The sequence below is a fragment of the Sediminicola sp. 1XM1-17 genome (assembly GCF_037203765.1).
Taxonomy (GTDB): domain Bacteria; phylum Bacteroidota; class Bacteroidia; order Flavobacteriales; family Flavobacteriaceae; genus Sediminicola.
In genome coordinates, this window is sequence record NZ_JBBCAS010000008.1 from 125,496 (window position 1) to 144,131 (window position 18,636).

General features: G+C 39.7%; 18 protein-coding genes. 7 read left to right on the forward strand and 11 right to left on the reverse strand.

Going from position 1 to position 18,636, the window contains the following annotated elements; translation table 11 throughout:
* Position 1: 1 nt before the first annotated feature.
* From WAA86_RS12970 to WAA86_RS12990, 5 genes are all read left to right on the forward strand, one after another.
* On the forward strand, positions 2-712 hold the full coding sequence (locus WAA86_RS12970; protein ID WP_337301443.1) for a DUF2490 domain-containing protein: 711 nt from the start codon (positions 2-4) through the stop codon (positions 710-712).
* Between the two features lie 3 nt (positions 713-715).
* Positions 716-1,930: a bifunctional alpha/beta hydrolase/OsmC family protein gene (locus WAA86_RS12975; protein WP_337301444.1), complete on the forward strand. Its 1,215-nt coding sequence runs from the start codon at positions 716-718 to the stop codon at positions 1,928-1,930.
* Positions 1,931-2,066: 136 nt separating this feature from the next.
* Positions 2,067-2,654, forward strand: a complete 588-nt coding sequence (locus tag WAA86_RS12980; protein ID WP_337301445.1) for a superoxide dismutase family protein — start codon at positions 2,067-2,069, stop codon at positions 2,652-2,654.
* 83 nt (positions 2,655-2,737) lie between these two features.
* Entirely contained in the window at positions 2,738-3,268 is a 531-nt protein-coding gene (locus WAA86_RS12985; protein WP_337301446.1) for an RNA polymerase sigma factor, read from the forward strand.
* Between the two features lies 1 nt (position 3,269).
* Positions 3,270-4,064 (forward strand): anti-sigma factor, encoded by a 795-nt coding sequence (locus WAA86_RS12990; RefSeq protein WP_337301447.1) that lies wholly within the window; start codon positions 3,270-3,272, stop codon positions 4,062-4,064.
* Positions 4,065-4,994: 930 nt separating this feature from the next.
* Here WAA86_RS12990 and WAA86_RS12995 read toward each other — a convergent pair.
* The 4 genes from WAA86_RS12995 to WAA86_RS13010 all read right to left on the reverse strand — a co-directional run bounded on the left by WAA86_RS12995 (position 4,995) and on the right by WAA86_RS13010 (position 10,014).
* On the reverse strand, positions 4,995-7,220 hold the full coding sequence (locus WAA86_RS12995) for a TonB-dependent receptor (RefSeq protein WP_337301448.1): 2,226 nt from the start codon (positions 7,218-7,220) through the stop codon (positions 4,995-4,997).
* Positions 7,221-7,288: 68 nt separating this feature from the next.
* On the reverse strand, positions 7,289-8,566 hold the full coding sequence (locus tag WAA86_RS13000) for a hypothetical protein (RefSeq protein ID WP_337301449.1): 1,278 nt from the start codon (positions 8,564-8,566) through the stop codon (positions 7,289-7,291).
* A gap of 94 nt (positions 8,567-8,660) precedes the next feature.
* A complete protein-coding gene (locus WAA86_RS13005; RefSeq protein WP_337301450.1) occupies positions 8,661-9,305 on the reverse strand; it encodes a DUF4331 family protein in 645 nt (214 codons plus the stop codon).
* 28 nt (positions 9,306-9,333) lie between these two features.
* Complete coding sequence (locus tag WAA86_RS13010) at positions 9,334-10,014, reverse strand: DUF4331 family protein (protein ID WP_337301451.1); 681 nt, start codon at positions 10,012-10,014, stop codon at positions 9,334-9,336.
* Between the two features lie 178 nt (positions 10,015-10,192).
* On the opposite strand from WAA86_RS13010, the gene WAA86_RS13015 reads away from it, so the two are divergent.
* Positions 10,193-11,377, forward strand: coding sequence for an LETM1-related biofilm-associated protein (locus WAA86_RS13015; RefSeq protein ID WP_337301452.1), 1,185 nt, complete (start codon positions 10,193-10,195; stop codon positions 11,375-11,377).
* 94 nt (positions 11,378-11,471) lie between these two features.
* Here the strand turns inward: WAA86_RS13015 and WAA86_RS13020 are convergent, their stop codons facing one another.
* From WAA86_RS13020 to WAA86_RS13050, 7 genes are all read right to left on the reverse strand, one after another.
* Positions 11,472-12,227 (reverse strand): LytR/AlgR family response regulator transcription factor, encoded by a 756-nt coding sequence (locus tag WAA86_RS13020; protein WP_337301453.1) that lies wholly within the window; start codon positions 12,225-12,227, stop codon positions 11,472-11,474.
* A 52-nt stretch (positions 12,228-12,279) separates the two neighbouring features.
* Positions 12,280-12,603, reverse strand: a complete 324-nt coding sequence (locus tag WAA86_RS13025) for a 2TM domain-containing protein (protein WP_337301454.1) — start codon at positions 12,601-12,603, stop codon at positions 12,280-12,282.
* 12 nt (positions 12,604-12,615) lie between these two features.
* A complete protein-coding gene (locus WAA86_RS13030; RefSeq protein WP_337301455.1) occupies positions 12,616-12,945 on the reverse strand; it encodes a 2TM domain-containing protein in 330 nt (109 codons plus the stop codon).
* 30 nt (positions 12,946-12,975) lie between these two features.
* Positions 12,976-13,278 carry a 2TM domain-containing protein gene (locus tag WAA86_RS13035; RefSeq protein WP_337301456.1) on the reverse strand — a complete coding sequence of 101 codons (303 nt, stop codon included), beginning with the start codon at positions 13,276-13,278 and terminating at the stop codon, positions 12,976-12,978.
* Positions 13,279-13,418: 140 nt separating this feature from the next.
* Complete coding sequence (locus WAA86_RS13040; protein ID WP_337301457.1) at positions 13,419-14,750, reverse strand: 2TM domain-containing protein; 1,332 nt, start codon at positions 14,748-14,750, stop codon at positions 13,419-13,421.
* A gap of 125 nt (positions 14,751-14,875) precedes the next feature.
* Positions 14,876-15,154 carry a hypothetical protein gene (locus tag WAA86_RS13045; protein WP_337301458.1) on the reverse strand — a complete coding sequence of 93 codons (279 nt, stop codon included), beginning with the start codon at positions 15,152-15,154 and terminating at the stop codon, positions 14,876-14,878.
* 445 nt (positions 15,155-15,599) lie between these two features.
* Positions 15,600-16,187 carry a diheme cytochrome c-553 gene (locus tag WAA86_RS13050; RefSeq protein ID WP_337301459.1) on the reverse strand — a complete coding sequence of 196 codons (588 nt, stop codon included), beginning with the start codon at positions 16,185-16,187 and terminating at the stop codon, positions 15,600-15,602.
* Between the two features lie 886 nt (positions 16,188-17,073).
* Here WAA86_RS13050 and WAA86_RS13055 point away from each other — a divergent pair.
* A complete protein-coding gene (locus WAA86_RS13055; RefSeq protein WP_337301460.1) occupies positions 17,074-18,630 on the forward strand; it encodes an NAD(P)/FAD-dependent oxidoreductase in 1,557 nt (518 codons plus the stop codon).
* The last annotated feature ends 6 nt before the right edge of the window (positions 18,631-18,636 follow it).

The following is an 18,636-nucleotide window of genomic DNA, read 5'->3' on the forward strand; positions in this document are numbered from 1 at the left end:
CATGAAGAAGATTTTTTTATTTCTAGTACTGATAATTACGGCAACAACAAACGCCCAAGAAACGGGAGAAGATAAATTTGGTGCTTGGTACATGTATTTTGGTACCAATAAAATTTCGGACAAATTCAGCATCCATACAGAAGCGCAGTTCAGGTATTATGAGACAACCGGCAATTTCAATCAATTGTTATTGCGAACGGGTCTCAATTACCATATCAATGAAAATGCCATTGCAACCCTGGGATATGGATATATAGATACAGACCCAACCTTTGAGGAGTCTGCGGCCCTACAGGATGATTTTTCCTTCCTTGGGAATGAGATCTTGGAACACCGGATCTTTCAGCAATTGATCTTAAAAGACAAATTATGGGAGTTTCTTATTGAGCATAGATACCGGTTGGAACAACGCTTTATAGATAATAAGGAATTTGGGGACAATGGTAAGGATACACAACACCGCGCCCGATATAGGTTACAGGCCACTTTGCCCTTGACAGACACATTTTTTCTGAATTTTTATGATGAGATTTTTATCAATCTCCAGGACAATGCCTTTGGGCAAAACAGACTATACGCTGCTTTGGGCATCCATATTACCCATAACAGCAGTCTGCAGCTGGGCTATCTAAAAAATCATTTCAGCAATGGTAATTTCGATAGAATACAGGTAGGTGTTTTCTTTAATCCCGACTTAAGTAAAAAGAAATAATAAATGAATCTGCAAAAGGTCACTTTTAAAAATAAGGATGGCGATACCCTGGTAGGAAGGGTTGAATTGCCTGCCGATCAAGAGCCTCATAACTTTGCGCTGTTTGCCCATTGTTTTTCCTGCAATAAAAATCTATTGGCCGTAAAGAACATCGTCCGGGCCTTGACAGCACAAGGTTTTGGGGTACTTCGATTCGACTTCACGGGGTTGGGTGAAAGTGAAGGTGATTTTTCGGATACCAATCTTTCTGGCAATGTGGAAGATTTATTGTCCGCGGCTACCTTTTTAAAAGAAAAACACAAAGCCCCTTCCCTGATCATAGGTCATTCCTTGGGCGGAGTGGCAGCATTGATGGCTGCCAAAAAAATAGCATCCGTTAAGGGCATTGCAACAATTGGGACACCCTCTAATGCCGAGCACGTAAAAGGACTGTTGAAAAATGACATCGATGAAATTGAAGAAACTGGAAAAGCATGTGTCAACCTCGGTGGACGTGATTTTACAATCAAAAAACAGTTTTTGGAGGATCTTGAGAACCAGTCCCTTCTTCATTTGGTAAAGGAACTAAGACTACCTATCCTGCTGCTGCATTCTCCTCTGGATACCACCGTTGGAATTGACCATGCCGAAGCACTGTACAAGGCTGCCCACCATCCTAAAAGTTTTGTTTCCCTGGATGATGCGGACCATTTATTGATGGAAAAAATGGATTCTGATTACGCCGGTGGGGTCATCGCTGCGTGGAGCAAAAAATATATGGACAACCCAGCTGTTTCCGTTTTGGATACCAGCCACCAAGTTGTGGGTAGTTTGGATGCAGACGACCTATTCACTACAAAAATGAAGGTTGGCTCCCATTATCTCACTGCCGATGAACCCGTTTCCGTGGGCGGACAAAATTTTGGTCCTGCACCCCATGAATTGGTTGCGGCAGGATTAACGGCATGTACGGTAATGACCATTCAAATGTATGCCAAGCGCAAAGGCTGGAATCTGGACAATGCAGAGGTACATACCACCTACAGCAAATCTGCCTCCGAAGAAGCTTCCAATGAAAATGGAATGGACGGCCAAATTGACACCTTTAAGCGCGACATTAAACTCACTGGGGAGCTGGATGAAAAACAGAAGAAGAGGATCCTTGAAATTGCCAATAAATGTCCTGTTCATAAAACCTTGACCAGTCCTACCCAAATTGTATCCCGATTAATGGATTGATCCTATTGGAACAGGAATTAGCTGATAAAAAATTAAGTTACGACGTTCCCATTTAAACGAAAGAAAACAATACCGTATAAGGTTGAATCCGCTATAAATTATATGTAACTTTAGTCGAATTTTTAAACCAATGATTATGAAAAGAATAAAATTAATGTCTCTTGTAACCATTCTTGCACTTTCCTACAGCTGCAAAGAAGCAAAAAAAGAGGCCAAAGAAGCTTCGGATGAGATGGAAGAGACCATGCAAGAAATAAAGGAAGAGGTTACTGAGGAAGTAATCAAATTTTCCATGGAACCTAAAAGCGACAGTAAGGTCACCGGGGAGGTCACTTTTACGCAAGCAGATGGCAAAGTAAAAATGATGGCCAACCTAACAGGACTTTCAGAAGGGGAGCACGCCATCCATATCCACGAAAAAGCAGATTGTTCTTCTGCCGACGGTACATCTACTGGAGGACATTGGAATCCTACATTTCAAGATCATGGAAAATGGGGTGCCACAGAAGGTTACCATAGAGGAGATATTGGAAATTTCACCGCAGATGCCTCGGGTAATGCCACGGTCGAATTTGAAACTGACGAATGGTGCATTGGATGCGATGATATGACTAAAAACATTGTAGGCAAGGCAGTAATTGTACACCAGGGAGTTGACGATTTTGTATCCCAACCTTCAGGTGATGCCGGTGCTAGGGTAAGTTGTACTGGAATTATCCAATAGCAAAAAAAACACAACAATAACGAGGAAAAAAGCTACTGATATCAGTAGCTTTTTTTTTATCTTTCAACCATAAAAAAAATTGCATGGAATTAGAGGTATTGGTATCACATTTTCAGTCTAGGGACATGAAGGCATTTGAAAAGCTTTATGCGATGTATTCTGAAAATATATGCGGCGTTATTAATACCATTGTAAAAAACACAGATCTTGCCGAAGAAATTTGTCAGGATGTGTTCATGAAGGCCTGGAACAATGCAGAAAGCTACAATGCTTCCAAAGGCCGGTTTTTTACATGGATATTGAATATTGCCAGAAATGCGGCCATTGACGAGGTACGATCAAAATCATATAAGAACAGTAAACAAAACCTATCTTCCGATTTTTTCGTAGGTATCCTTGAAAACAAAGATGACCTTAATAGTAAAGTAGATACCATAGGTATTCAAAACTTGTTAAAAAACTTAAAGGAAAAGTGTGTCCAAATAATCGACATGCTCTATTTTAAAGGGTACACCCAAAAAGAGGCAGCAGAAGAACTGGACATACCTGTTGGGACGGTAAAAACAAGGAATAGAAATTGTATCTCACAGATTAGGGGCAATATAGCAATATAAAATGGACGTAAAAGAATACATATCATCAGGAATTTTAGAGCTCTACGTTGCGGGTACGCTTTCTGAACAGGAAAACTTGGAGATCAGTAAAAATGCGGAACAATATCCCGAAATCAAGGCTGAGATATTGGCCATAGAGGCTTCTATCTTGGCACTTAGCAAGGCGGCCGCTCCGGCTCGCTCTGCCAACAAAGGGTTCAATGATATCAGGAATCGCATAGCTGCCTTAAAAGGCACCAAAGTCATCCCTATGAGCGAGACCAAAACCAACTGGTTCACCTACGTTGGATGGGCTGCTTCCGTTCTTCTTGCAGTAGGAATGCTTTGGATGTACAATCAAAACAGCCAATTAAAATCTGAGATCAATGTGGCTTCACAGACCAATGAGATTTTGGAACAGCAAATTTTTGAAGCCAACACCTCCTTGGAGAAATCAAAAGAACTGCTCGGCACCATACGTGATAAGAACATAGAAGTTATAGCATTGGGCGGTCAAACGGTATCCCCAACATCCTATGCCAAAGCATATTGGAACAAGGAAGAGCAAAAAGTGTTCATTGATGCCCAAGGGCTACCAGAACCACCAGACGGAATGGTCTATCAGGTTTGGTCTTTAAAATTAGATCCACTTACCCCTACCAGTATGGGGCTATTGGAAGACTTTAAGAACGATGACAACAAAGTATTTGCCTTTGCCAATCCCAATGAGTCCGAAGCATTTGGTATCACCCTGGAACCTGCAGGTGGTAGTGAATCCCCAACCTTGGAACAGCTATACACATTAGGGGCAGTATAGGTAGAACGCAATTGCATTAAATTAAAAAATCTTTTGAAGGTGGTTAGGATTAAATTCCTTGACGTCTTCAAAAGATTTTTTTTTTGGCTCAATATTATCGGGGGAGCTTTAAAGAATAACATCCAAATTAAAAGGTTACCGCCAGAGTCTATGCCGTTCACTGTCCAAATACTGACAGCCGTCCATTTCTGCGGAGAAAACCCTATTAAGTTGTCTGTTTGCCCATTTTCAATATTCGTTGCAAGGATCTATATGCAAAGAATATTAAACCTCCAAAAAATACCATTAAAGCCAACCAGATAAAAAATAGGATGTACGCCATAATAATATAGATTTAGGTTTGTAAAAAGAGAATGATATAAAACTGATACTGATTATTCGATGTTTCAAAATGTAAAAAAAAGAACGTAGGCAATACATTTGAACGTTAAAAATATACATTTCAACCCATATTTCCTACAATAATTGTTAATATCTTCTTAATATTCTTACAAAAAGTTAATACTAAACCTGATACAAAATAAAAAGGCTCCCAACTTGGTCGGGAGCCTTTAGAATAAAGCATGCTAAAATCAGGTATAAATATATTTAGTTACCTATCTTACAGTCTGTTATATATTTTGACTTGCGCTTAAGCAACTTTTGGAGACCAGATTGTGCCATGTATATTCGTACGGTACTATGTATCATAAAAAACATCCAAAGTATAAAAAGACAGTAGTCCATAGTTCAAAGTATTTAGGTTCTCAATAATTAACTGGGATTATCCCCAATCTTCCATTTTGAAATACTTACGTAGAAGGTTTATTGGGGGTTTTGTCCTTAATCCATTATATTGACCGTTTGTCCAAAACAAAAAACACCGTGACATAAATGCCACGGTGTCCACCTAAAAACCACTAAGCAACCACATCGCTTAGTGCCTTATCATCAGAAGTTATAGCTCAGACTTGCCTTTACAAAAAATGGGGTGCCTGGCGTAAAGTGTATCTCTTCTACGGCATCATTCTCATTCTCCAACCTCGATTCAGTTGCAAATTGTGTCTCGTTCCATTCCGTATCAAAAAGGTTCTCAATGGACATTCCCATGGATAGGTTCTTTGTTAGAAGATAATTGACATTTAGATCTGTAACCGTATATCCTTTTGCTACAATAGAGTTGTCCTCATTGGCAGGCCTATCATCCAAATAACGGAAACGAAGTCCGCCCGATAGTCTTCCCAAGTTTATAATGCCAAGTCCACCCACCAAGGTAAAGTCGGGCGCAAGGGGAATAAAATCCATTCCTTTGGGGTCTTCCAAGCTTCTGGCATGGGTATACGTTGCATCGGTATTTAAATACAACCAATCTGTAAATTGATATCGGAGTCCAAAATCCACTCCCAATCGTTCTGTTCTGCCACTGGGCTCCACAATTCCGGCATCCCCTACATATACAAATTCTTGTTCCATATAAAGATACCATGCGGTGATATTGAGCAACATTTTGGATGTAGGCCGCCATATTGTTCCTAAATCAGTACCATAGGCTGCCGGTAATATTGTATTGCCATCTTGTGCCACTACTACCCGCGTATCGTTGGAATGAAATCCGATCCCAGATTTTAGGAAAAACTGAAGGTCAGCGGAATCGGTATAGGTAAAGTTCAGTTTTGGTGAAACAATGGTTTTGCCCACGGATTGGTTTCTGTATTCTTGCGCTAGGGCATCTACATAGTTAAAACTAAAATTATCGATTCTTAACGCCGGGGCTACTGTCCATTTATTCCATGTGATTTCCGCATTGGCATATCCAAATACGTTGGTTTCCGTGACGTCCCCCAATTGAATATTTGCCAAGGATGTTCTTCTATTTAAGGTTCGTGACAATTCATTGTCCTGAATATTATCTGTCCTAAATCCGGTTCCTACCCTAAGGAGAGCGGGACTGCCCAGTACATTAATATTTTTATTCAATTCTGCATTCAGACCAAAAAGGTCCCTCTCCTCTTTTTGCATGATCTGATCTCCATTGATTGGATCTTCCAAGAAAAAAGTAAAATTGGAATACAGTTGAAATTTATAATTGGAATAGTAGGCATTGGCCTTTACAAAGGAATTTTCATCCAAAACCTTTTTAAGGGAAACATTCAAATTGGTGCGCTCCGTGGTCCCTCCTTCTGTATCATCTATAGCACCAAATCGGGAAATACTGCCATTATCCACTGCTCTTTGGGGAATTTGGCCAGAAGCATCCCACTCACTCGTAAAATGAGAGGCAGATAATGAAAATTGGCCTTGATCGCTAAGCTTGGCAGTATATTTTCCAAAAATGTTCAGTCGCGAGAAGTTTTGGGGAGATTCAAAAGGGCCATCAAAACGGATCAGCTCAGTAGCCACATAGGCGGCTTGGGTGTCATCATTGAGCAAACTGAACATGCCCAATGTTCTATTCCATCCAAAATCACCATATTCCAGTTGTACCGTACTATTTTTTAAACGCTGTTTCGTACCAAAATCCACGTAGGCTGCCGTCCCAAAGTTTCCGTGGTCCGAGTAGTACGGTCCCTTTCCAAAATCTATGTTATCCAATGTTTCGGGGATGACAAAATGCAGATCGGCATAGCCTTGGCCATGGGCGTGTGAAACCATATTGACCGGCATCCCATCTACTCCTATGGCAATGTCCGTTCCGTGATCTATATCGAACCCTCTTAGGAACAATTGTTCGGCCTTACCACCACCGGCATGTTGTCCAATGATTAATCCAGGAACTTTTTGTAGTAGATCTTGGGATGACTTGACGGGAGCAGTCTTAAGGTCAATATCAGCGACTACATTGATGCCGTTTACGTTTGGCCTGATAATCACTTCTTCCAATTGGTAGATGTCCTCCTCCAAGATTAGGTTCAAGGGAGCGCCAAAATCTTCCGATCGTAGTACATATTCCAATTTTTGAAAGCCCAATGCCCCTATCAACAAGGTATCACCGGGATAGGTTTGTTGCAGTTTAAAAGAACCCAACTCATTGGAATGGGTGTGTTTTTCCTGCAAGTGATTAAAAATATAAGCCCCTTCTACCCCTTCTTTATTGGCATCCAAAACCTTTCCTGTAATCACCTGACCCCATGTCAAATGACCTAATAACAGTGCAAGTATTAGAAATATTGGTTTCATTTTAAAATGTGCTTTTCCAGTCCCCTTATTTTGAGGGACCAATATGATTAGATGTAAGATAACTGTGTTTAGAGCTTGGCTATTTTGTTGGCCATATCAGGCCCCAACTCATATGCTGCCCCGGTCAACTCTTCTTTGAGTTCTTTTACCTTGGACAATTTCCCATTGGCTTTGTAAATCTCAGCCGAATGGTACAGGATATTGGGTTCGAATGTTTTGCCCGCAATATGGTTTTCTACCACTTCCAGGGCCTTATCCTTTTTGCCAATTTTCAGATAACTATAGGCCAAAAGATCGTAGGAATTGGGCGTTGGCCTGTTTTCCACTTCCTTCTCCGCAATTTTAAGGGCCTTTTCATATTGTCCGGTCTCCTCTAAATATAAGGACGCATTATTGGCGTTGTACATATCCCCATATGAAGGGTTTTGCAAAGCCTTGTAATATTTGTCAAGATTGGCCAGGGATTTCATTTCATTGTTCTGAAAAGCTGCAATCTCAGATTTCAATAGATAGTAATCAGGGGCACTGTAATTCTTTGTGACAGAGTCCAAAATGCGCAAGGCCTCATCAGGATTTTTTTCATGGGAAAAAACAATCCAAGCAATTCCTTTTTTGGCATAGGCATTTTCGGGGTCCAGTTGGAGTGACTTCAGGAAATAGTTATAGGAATCCTTTATTTTTCCAGCATGCCCGTAGTAATCGGCAATATTGGTGTAGGACCATATCATTAAACTGGTGTTTTTGGCATCCTCAGCTTCTTGTTTCGCCAATTCCATAAATCGGATGGTGGTATCCAGATCGCCTTTATAATCGTTCCACTTTGCGGCACGAATCAAATATCCAAATTGGGACATATTCTTGATACTGTCCAGATATTTACCGGCCTGCTCATAGTTGCCCAGTTCCATATGGATATCAAAAAGCAAACTTTGGGCCTCCTCGATGTCAATTCCTTTTGAACGGGCTGAATCGGCCAATTGAAGTGCCTCCTTAAACCTATGTTGTGATATATAATTTCTGGCGAGGGCCCTTTGATACCCTGTTTTACCAATGGCTGCAATTTTTACAGCTCTTTCCAAGGCTTGTTCTGCCTTTTTTAAATACTTTATGTCACCGGTATTTTGAAAATAACGGCTATATTCACTTGCAACAATACCAAAGCTGGTCAATTGCATGCTATCTGGTTTTATTTTAGAATTCCAGAGCTCATAATATTTGGATGTGGTCCTAGATGGGCTGGATACTAAAAATTTATTGTAATCTTCTTGATTCGTTACTTGAGAATGTTCTGCGTCTGCACAAGAGAACAAAAATAACAGCGGTACGAATAGGAATAGATATTTCATGATCAATGTTTTTAGGTGTATTGAATGTTTCATCTTTTAAAATAAGGGAGGATACGGATATCCTCCCCTACTCTCCTTTTCATAGATAATAATACTAGTTTGGAGCTCCCAAATAAGGGAATGATGTAGAAAGTGTAGCAGTTAAAGCAACACCATCAGAAGTTAAACGTGGTAAATCGGCATTACCATCATTATTTGTATCCTGTCCGCTAAAACGAGCTCCAGTTTCGCCTCCAAAAAGAAGGGTCAAAGAAATATCGATAACGTCATCTGCCAAGGCACGACCGGTCAATACCTGCGTTCCGTTGAAATAGGTTGTTGGCATATCTGGAGCAACGTCCAAAGCATCATTGGCCAATACCGTAGTCAAGGTAGTTGCATCCAAACCTAAAATATTGGTTTCGTAATTAACATCTTCAGGTTGAAATCCTAGCAATTCAGCATAAACATCATGGTATTGTTCCAATCTAGCTTCAAAACCTGCTTGGAATTGGGCATTCATCTGTGAAGGAATAGTTCTATTAAAAGAATTCTTAACATTGGTCTGACCATTGATATCAGCACTGAATACGGTATTAATACCAGGTCTTCCCATATGGTCTGCCTGTGTATATGTTCCAGAGAAATCCGTACCCATTGGGGTTGGCTCCATGGTCATATCGTCATCATTGCTACAAGAAGCCAAAGCTGCTACGGCCAAGACCGACAAGAAAGTAGTTTTTATATTATATAGTTTCATAATTGTATTTCTTTTTAAATTAATGTTGTTATTGTTTTACGTTTGTAGTTACCCAAGTCTTATAAACTGGAGTTCCCAATGCATTTGTGGCTGTTGTGTTTCCAATTACACTGTTTGGAATTTCTACTACGATAGACATCGTATTGGCACCTGAAAACGTATTCTCAGCTTCCGCAGCAGTTTTGAAACCACCTGGAGCCATTCCACCGATTACCGCGTTGAATTGGAAAAAATCGAAGAAAAATGCATCTTGTCTTGGTCCAGCAAATAACTTAGTACCATTTGTGGTAGTTTCGGTAATTGCCGTATTACCAGAGATTTCAACGTCTCCTAGGGGAGAATCAACCAATACTTCACTGTTCAATCCTGTTTGAGCAGGAGCAACAGGTCCAAAGAAATACATTCTACCGTCTCTTGGAATAGCTTGAATTACTTTATCCTCTACCAAATCCCCGTCTGTATCAATATTGATCTCTACCAATACATTCTCATCAAATTCCCCGTAAGCCAACTCTGGAAGTACACTGGATTGAATATCCACGACAAAAACGGTGTTGTCAGAACCAACAGTTGGTTCAAATCCGTAAAAGTCTGCAATATCCGCAGTAGTACCTGTTGTTGCAGGTGCATCAATGTGGTCGGCAGCCACCAAAATAATACTAGCTACAGCTAATACCGCCAGGCCTAAATAAATTTTTGTTTTTTTCATTACTTTTTGTTTTTAGATTTTGTTTCTGCCTTACCTACGCAACCTTGTTTGCTAGGGTTTGGTTTTTGTAGTGTTAATTTTTTGTTAAGTAAATTTTATACCTATTATGTATATTGAAGGACCTACAATAAAAAAGTCACTTATTTTCCGTTAATTTGACCTTTTAAATGAAGAAGTAATGAACCCCTCCTCATCTGGTTGGATAGAAAAGTTTGGATCCCTTGTAAAAAATAAGCCCGAACTATATCCCAGTTTCGATGCGCTTTACAGTGATTTAAAAACCTGTGGCTTTATTTATGGCATAAATATATCGGCACCCAAATTTATAGCAGCGGAACATAACTTAACGGAGGACGAGAACGCCAAAATAAATTTGCTTACGGCCCTTTACTTTACCTATGTTTTTGAAAGTAAAAAAGCCGATTTCAAAGAATTTCTCGAAGCCATATTTAAGTTCTATCAACTATTGGAAGTAAGTCAGATATCCTTTCTAAATAAAATATTGACCGGAAAAAAGACTTCCTCCCAACTGGAAAAACTAATTGATTCAAGGGTATATCTCGAAGACAATTTGATAAGCAAGACTTTCAATAGCATTATCACGAACTCCTTACTTTTTATAGACACCCTAACTTTTAAAAGATACCTACAAGGGGAGATCGATGTAAAAAAGCACGCACAGGATTTAGAACATATCACGATAAACCTAACTTATCACACCTTAAATTCCAAAGAAAAAAACAGGAGTGATGAGCGTTTGGCACAATTATTTGCTTCTTCCCTAACGTTTATCGATGCACAAAAAGACAACTTCGATGACCTATACCGGGATCAATTGAACAGCCAATTTTCAGTACAGGAAAACCAATACTTTTTGGACGTGTCCTGCCTAACGGTATGGGAAGATTTTTCACTTGAATATAAGGAGTCGATTTTCATTTATGGCATCGGAAAAGACCTTGGATTTGACCATGGAACTATTGCTGAATCCTTGGAAGATGTGACTACATTTTTTCAGCTGAATTCCCATAAAGTTCCTCATCTGAAAGACCATAATTTGGCCGTGCAATTTTATGAAAGCATGTCAAAAATTGTGAACAAATTGATTCTTAGAAATAGCAAAAGACTACTAAAAGAACTATCAGAAAGCAAAGAATTGGTCGCCCTTTTATCCAAGTCCACCGTAAGGGATTTGAGCGAAGAAGAAAAGAAAAAAGTGCAGGATCAACTTTTGGATATCTTTAAAAGTATCCCGTCACTTGCCATTTTCATACTACCAGGTGGCGCTGTTTTATTGCCCATTTTTATTAAATTGATACCCAAACTTCTCCCTTCTGCTTTTGATGAAAATAGGGTGGACTAAATGCCCAGAATGGCCCAATTTCTTAACTATAAGGAATCTCTATATCAGTTATAGTCACTTTTTAAAATATTACAATCCAGCATTTTAAAGGTTTTTATTCCAACCAAAGCTTGAAATCCTTTACACGTTCCCTGCTTACGATGATTTCCTGGTCAGAGAACCGGTTTAGTTTAATTTGAAGCCTAGAATTCGTGTAGGAAATAATGTCTTTGATATGGTTGACATTGATATAGAACTTCCTGCTTACCCTAAAGAATTGTTTGGGCTCCAACTCTTCGCTGAGATTGTCCAAGGTGGTGTCCAACAAATAGTTCCTACCTTCCGAAGTAGCCGCATAGGTGCCTTTGTTCTCACTGTAAAAACATTCTATTTCATCTGCATTGATAATTTTCAGATGCTGCCCCACATTCACCGTAAACCTCTTTTTGTATTCACGCTCCAATGGGTTCACCAACAACTTTTTTATATCCTCAAAATCCACTGCCAGAGGTTGCTTTTTTGGGCGCAGGGAATGATACTTTTTCAGGGCCGTTGACAGCTCCTCATCATCAATAGGTTTTAACAAATAATCGATGCTATTTAACTTAAAAGCTTGGAGGGCATATGCATCATATGCGGTGGTAAAAATGATGGCACTATGGACGTCAACTTCATCAAAAATCTCAAATGAAAGTCCGTCTGAAAGTTGAATATCCAAAAAAATCAAATCGGGGTGAGGGTTGTTCTTGAACCACAAAATAGATTCCTCAACAGAATGTAACATTGCGGTGACTTCTACATTTAGATCGGACAGTAACCTACCCAATCTACGTGCGGCGGGTTTTTCGTCCTCAATGATTATGGTATTCATTTTTTTTAAAGCGGTGGTTGGTTAGAACTGGTTTTGAGCTAAAGATACAGATTCAAAATCCTTGATTTCCCTTTTCCATAATTTTCTTTATCTGCCTTTCTTCCCAACGTTTTAGAAAAGGTAGGCTCCACTTAAAAACACATGCTGCGTGGGCTAACAGAAAAGCTCCCCAGATCATTGGAGTCAAAAGCACATTCCAATCGGCCCACATAATAAATTCCTCATTGGAAGTTCCTTGGAACATTCTATCCTTGGATGAAAAATATACGATAAGCAAAACGCTGTTCACAATGCCATACACGGTCAGATGTGTGTAAAAGCCTTTGAGGCGTTCCAAGCGCTGTTTTGCCTTCTTAAAACTATTTGAATCCTTCATGGCTGTATTGATTTATAAATATTTTTTAAAATCTTTTTCCTCCTGTTCCATGTACTTCTTTATTTGACGTTCTTCCCAATCCTTTCCAAAAAAGGGATTGTATGAAAACACTTTCATGGCATGGAATGCAAGACCAATTCCCCAAAAGAACCATACGGCAAATGTCCCAAAGTCAAAAAACGCCTCATCAAAGGTTTCCCCATTGTACATGTTCCTGATCACCTTGTTCACCGAAATAAAGCTATTGATGACTATATAGACCGTTAAATGCACATAGAATCCCTTTAATTCTTTGATACGTCTAAGAGCCCTTTCCTTTTTTTCCAAATTACTATTTTCCATTTTTGTCAGCTTTGTTTGTTCTTTTCTGGACTAATCCCATTTTCTTTGATTCTCCTCTTCCTGCATAAACTCCTTTATTTTTCTTTGCTCCCAGTTCTTACCGAACAGTAGGTTAAACTGAAAGACCTTTATGGCTTGGAAGATCAAGCCCAAGCCCCATCCAAAAGCCGCCCATAAAAACCAAGGATAGCTCCATTCATTGGTCCAGTAATTAAGTATGGCCAAAAAGGATATGAATACGGCATAAGAGGTTAGGTTGCCATAAAACTTTTTCACTTCTGCAACACGTTCTTTTGCCCTGAGGTACTTGTTCTCTTTGTCTATTGAGTCCATTTTAGTTGTTTTAAATATTGTTTAAGTTTCTTGATATAAAAATAATTCTTGTAGGTGACCTCCGTAAAAATACCTTACTGAACTGCATTTTTCCATGACCGAATTGTATTCCTGCCGAACCTTTGATAAATTCATATGGTCTAAAAATTTTCATCCTCCATATATTCCTTCATTTTGCGCTCCTCCCAACTTTTTCCAAAAATAGGGTTATAGCCATAAGCCTCCATCCCATGTGCTATGACTCCAAAGCCCCATCCTAGGGCGGGAAAAATCACCCATGGAAAACTCGTGGATTTATAATTAATGTAGACCAAAATGGGGATTACAATACAATACGAAACCAAATTACCGTAGAACGATTTAATGGCCTCCACTCGCTCTTTTGCTTTTTGATAGCGCTTTTCATCTATATAACTTTCTTGTGTTTCCATAATTGAAATCTGTTTTATGAGCATGGGAAGCTGCACGCTGAATTCCGATGCTGTCTTATTGATAATTACCTTTTTATCCGTTAGGATCTGATATCGCTGCCGAATATTGTGCAGTCCTACCCCACTACTTTTTTTGACCACCTGTTTCTCTTGGAGGTTATTACTTACGCATAGCATGCCGTTCTTTTCGAACACATTGATGGTCAAAGGTCTCTTTGAGGTCACCACATTGTGCTTTACCGCATTCTCCAACAACAGTTGCAAGGACAATGGGATTATTTTGGCCTCCGGGCTATTGCTGCGCTCTGGGATATTAAAAACAATACTGTCCTCAAATCTCATTTTCAACAACCTTACATAGGTCTTGGCGAACTCCAATTCCTCGTCCACCGTGACCAAATCCTTATTTTTCTGCTCCAGGACATATCGGTATACCTTGGAAAGGGAGGTTGTGAATTTTTGGGCCTGAGCTGGATCTTCCTCTATTAGGCTGGTCAAAACATTTAAACTATTGAACAAAAAATGGGGATCCAGTTGATTCTTTAGCGCGTCAAACTTAGCCGATGCCGTGCCTGCTATGATCTTCTGTTCCTTTACCTTGTTCTCTTGACGGTACTTGTAATAGTAAAACAAATAGAAAAGAAGGGTCAGTACCAGGGCGATCAAAAAGGCGATATAATAAAAAGTGAGGTCCTCTTCCTCGAGGAACAGCCCGAAGGACATGTTCCCAAACCCAACCTTGGTTATGGCCCGCACCAGAAATATAGCCAATAGGGATATACCGATATTGCTGCAAATCCCAAGCACCATACTTTTAAGTGTAAACTGGAACGCTCCATATTTTTTGCCAAAATAGATCCAGGTATACGCATTGGCCATATAGATGGCTACAGCGTAGACCAGGGTATCCAGATATCCATATAAAAGTTCCTCATCAAAGAAAACCGCGGTACCTTTTATATAATAACTGACCAAAAACACAATGAAAATGATATTTCCAATGATGAATGCCTTACCCAATTCCTTAAAAAATCTCAACATGGTATTATTTTATCGTTTTATTGAACCAGTACAAAAAAATGATTGATAGGGTCATTTATTGTTAGGTCGATGGTTTAAAGTTAGTAAAAAGATCAAGGAGCCTTCCTATTAAATATTCTTCAAACTTAACGCCTATCCCTATGCTGCCTTGTCATCCTATGTACCCATATTGACAATTCCCTTTTACTGGTATATCCCAAAACACTGTTCCTTACCATCTGCAAATGGCCGTCCATGGATGGTTTCATTTCTTTCTTTATTCTCCTAATGGGAACAGTCGTATATGTTTCGGTTCTTTGGCCCAATGGGACATTATTCCTTTGGTGAACAGACATATTCCCTTCATGGGCCATACTCATTAAACTGGTAATTAAGGCCGCAATGACCAATGCTAATTTCTGCATGATTTGATTGAATTAATTGATCTCCCCAACAAAACTGTCACATTCCGGTCAAATGCTGAAAAAAGGAATACTGAATTGTGTTTTTTTAGGGATGGATGGTCAAAACATTAAAAAATGGCAGCCAATTGTTGTGGGTATACCTCCTATAGAGCAACACTAACCAGCTATTTATTTATTCTCCGCTATGGATTTTCAGTGAACGGCATAGCACGGTAACCAATGAAAGCGTATTGCCGTAGCCTATGTTCTAAAATATTGGAAGCTATGCTCCAAAGTATAGTTAAACCAAAATTGGACGGCCATAAAAATGCTAAAACAAAAATCCAACCTAGAAGTTCCCAGTTGGATTTTCACTTTAATAAAATATTAAATCTTGTTTCTGCCTTTTTATTCTGCCCGAGCAATCCCGGGTTAATCCATAAATCCTGCAGGAACCAATGCTTTTTTAGTTCCCTGTTGGAGGTATAGGACCAGGAACAACGTTTTCTACGGGTTTTAAGGTCTCGAGGTATTTAAATATGGATTTCAAGTCGTTATCGGTCAGCATCCTGTATTGTTGCCAAGGCATTGGAGGCAACAATGTTCGGCTGTTCATGGATCCTTTGTATTTCCCTTCCTTTATAGAGGTCAGAAATTGTTCTTCTGTCCAGTTACCAATCCCGGTATCATCAGGGGTAAGGTTGGCAGCAAATGAAGTTCCCCATGGTCCAACTGAAGCGGTTAATCCCATGCTAAACGCCACATAACCCGTTACTTCAGACGGGTCTAAAGGTGGTAATTTTTCTGTTGATGGGTGACCGGATAAAAATAATTCTGGGTTAGGTTCCGGTCCGTTTTCGGTCATCCTCTTAGGAGTATGACAATCCGTACAACCAATGGTATTGACTAGATATTTCCCTCGTTCAACCGATACGGGAGAATCCATCGCTACAGCAATTTCTTTTCCTTCGTTTAATGGCTCTTCCTTGGATTTGGCTTCATTACAGGCCCCCATTAGAAACGGGATGCCTAACATTAGGATTACTCTTTTCATATGTCTGTTTTTAGATTACAACTACACCAATACCTAGCAAGCATGCCATATCATCTTTAAGGGACCATAACTTATGCTTACTATTTATCCATTTGATTGATTTAAGTTAACCATGGATATGTCAAAGCTCCTTTAGGGGATTAAATTGGGAGAATGTCTTTAGGGGGAAGAAAATACTTAAAACCAAGCCGAATCCAAACATCAGAACAACAACCACGAACTGCTTGGTAACCAGCAACAAAAGCGCTGTAAGATTACGTTAAATTTAGAAAAAAACCAGATATGATTCTCGTTAAATTTCAACCGTTTAAATAAAAAAAAGCGTTTGTCCAAGGGCATACTTACATAGATCGTAACACTTGAATTATCAATAGATACACAAACATTTTTTCCCATCTGAAGGTTCACTTTAGCAGAAAAACTTGAAGTTTCTAAAATTATCGTTTCGGGTATTGCTACAATAATGGTTAACATTTGGTCTTTTCGGACAGGAAAGGCCTCAAAGATTAAAGTAAGGTAAAGCGCCCAGGAATTCCTTGATACAGGGAGAGTGTTGTTGATTGCAATGGGTTAGGCAACAAGATAGGAAATTGGAGTCGATGTAGATTTCACAGGTGTATATCATCAAAAAAGAGGATGTACCCCTACATCCTCTTTTTTTAAAAATAGTCTTTTAAAAAGAAACTAAATTCTAACCTACTTATGATACCGCTAAGATATAGCATCATATTTATCAAAATGTGCTCATTCACACAAATAAATAATGCAATAAATAATCGATATAAAAATTTTGACCCTTGTGCATAGTATAATTGGTTTGGAATCAAATATCCATCCACATGTATTTTCGTCACCTTTATTATAAGATTTACCTTAATTTTGCACCATGGTGAAAACAATGCAGCTACGTGTAAATATCGAGGAAGAGACCATCGAGGGCATTTTGAAAAAAAAGGCCGCCCATCTCCTTCATGTGGATGAAAAGCAGATCAATGCGGTTCAAATTTTGAGAAAATCCATTGATGCCCGTAAACCGCAGATCTTTTTCAATTATAAGATAGCTGTTTATATCGATGAACCGGTGCCCAAAGAATCTGGATACACCTTTGATTACAAAGATGTTTCCAAGGCCAAAGAAATCCATATAATCGGTTTTGGCCCGGCTGGAATGTACGCCGCATTGAGATGTATCGAGCTTGGCTATAAACCTATAGTTCTGGAACGCGGAAAAAAAGTACGGGAAAGAAGACGTGACCTTAGGGCCATCAACCAACAACATACGGTGGATGAGGATTCCAACTATTGTTTTGGGGAAGGTGGTGCAGGAACTTATTCAGACGGCAAACTTTACACTCGAAGCCTAAAGCGCGGGGATGTAAGAAGGATATTTGAGAATCTCGTTTACCATGGCGCCACGGAGCAAATATTAATTGATGCCCATCCTCATATTGGTACCAATAAGCTGCCAAAAATTGTTGAAAATATCAGAGAGACCATACTACAATACGGTGGGGAAATTCATTTTGAGAGTCGGGTTGTAGATTTCATCATCAAGAACAACGCTCTACAAGCGCTTATTTTACAGAATGGCACGGAAATGAAGGTAAATTCGGTGATATTGGCCACTGGGCATTCAGCAAGGGATATATATTATCTGTTGCAAAAAAAGAATGTTGCCCTCCAGGCCAAGTCCTTTGCCATGGGAGTGCGTGTAGAACATCCCCAACATATCATAGACAGCATACAGTATCACTGTGAGGGGGAACGCAATGAATTATTGCCCGCCGCCGCCTATAGTCTGGTTCAACAGGTAAAAGATAGGGGTGTTTATTCTTTTTGTATGTGTCCGGGCGGATTCATAGTTCCTGCTGCCACGGCTGATGGAGAGGTGGTTGTCAACGGGATGTCACCCTCCAAAAGGAACAACCTTTACGCCAATTCTGGTATTGTGGTAGAGATCAATGTGGATCAGGATATACCGAAATACGATCATTTTGGAGCTCTGAAGGGACTGGAATATCAAAAGGATCTGGAAAAATTGGCTTACACATCGGGGGGAAGAAGTCAGGTTGCGCCAGCTCAAAGACTGACAGATTTTGTAGAGGGAAGGCTATCGGTAGATTTAAATGACACCTCTTATCAACCAGGTTTAAAATCTGCCCCTTTGCATTCTTTGCTTCCCAAACTAATTGGAAGCAGACTAAGGACAGGATTTAAGGCCTTTGGTGAAAAGATGCATGGCTACTATACCGCCGAGGCAAATATTGTAGGAGTAGAATCCAGAACTTCATCACCGGTAAATATTCCAAGAAATACACAATTGGAACATCCGCAGATCAAGGGTCTGTTCCCTTGTGGGGAAGGAGGAGGTTATGCGGGAGGCATTGTTTCCGCAGCCATGGATGGAGAAAGATGTGCAGAAGCAGCTGTGAAAGGAATTTAGGAATAG

Bases quoted from the DNA above. Each gene is read 5' to 3' on its own strand.
- WAA86_RS12970 (WP_337301443.1), top strand. From the start codon at position 2: ATGAAGAAGATTTTTTTATTTCTAGTACTGATAATTACGGCAACAACA.
- WAA86_RS12975 (WP_337301444.1), top strand. From the start codon at position 716: ATGAATCTGCAAAAGGTCACTTTTAAAAATAAGGATGGCGATACCCTG.
- WAA86_RS12980 (WP_337301445.1), top strand. From the start codon at position 2,067: ATGAAAAGAATAAAATTAATGTCTCTTGTAACCATTCTTGCACTTTCC.
- WAA86_RS12985 (WP_337301446.1), top strand. From the start codon at position 2,738: ATGGAATTAGAGGTATTGGTATCACATTTTCAGTCTAGGGACATGAAG.
- WAA86_RS12990 (WP_337301447.1), top strand. From the start codon at position 3,270: ATGGACGTAAAAGAATACATATCATCAGGAATTTTAGAGCTCTACGTT.
- WAA86_RS12995 (WP_337301448.1), bottom strand. From the start codon at position 7,220: ATGAAACCAATATTTCTAATACTTGCACTGTTATTAGGTCATTTGACA.
- WAA86_RS13000 (WP_337301449.1), bottom strand. From the start codon at position 8,566: ATGAAATATCTATTCCTATTCGTACCGCTGTTATTTTTGTTCTCTTGT.
- WAA86_RS13005 (WP_337301450.1), bottom strand. From the start codon at position 9,305: ATGAAACTATATAATATAAAAACTACTTTCTTGTCGGTCTTGGCCGTA.
- WAA86_RS13010 (WP_337301451.1), bottom strand. From the start codon at position 10,014: ATGAAAAAAACAAAAATTTATTTAGGCCTGGCGGTATTAGCTGTAGCT.
- WAA86_RS13015 (WP_337301452.1), top strand. From the start codon at position 10,193: ATGAACCCCTCCTCATCTGGTTGGATAGAAAAGTTTGGATCCCTTGTA.
- WAA86_RS13020 (WP_337301453.1), bottom strand. From the start codon at position 12,227: ATGAATACCATAATCATTGAGGACGAAAAACCCGCCGCACGTAGATTG.
- WAA86_RS13025 (WP_337301454.1), bottom strand. From the start codon at position 12,603: ATGAAGGATTCAAATAGTTTTAAGAAGGCAAAACAGCGCTTGGAACGC.
- WAA86_RS13030 (WP_337301455.1), bottom strand. From the start codon at position 12,945: ATGGAAAATAGTAATTTGGAAAAAAAGGAAAGGGCTCTTAGACGTATC.
- WAA86_RS13035 (WP_337301456.1), bottom strand. From the start codon at position 13,278: ATGGACTCAATAGACAAAGAGAACAAGTACCTCAGGGCAAAAGAACGT.
- WAA86_RS13040 (WP_337301457.1), bottom strand. From the start codon at position 14,750: ATGTTGAGATTTTTTAAGGAATTGGGTAAGGCATTCATCATTGGAAAT.
- WAA86_RS13045 (WP_337301458.1), bottom strand. From the start codon at position 15,154: ATGCAGAAATTAGCATTGGTCATTGCGGCCTTAATTACCAGTTTAATG.
- WAA86_RS13050 (WP_337301459.1), bottom strand. From the start codon at position 16,187: ATGAAAAGAGTAATCCTAATGTTAGGCATCCCGTTTCTAATGGGGGCC.
- WAA86_RS13055 (WP_337301460.1), top strand. From the start codon at position 17,074: ATGGTGAAAACAATGCAGCTACGTGTAAATATCGAGGAAGAGACCATC.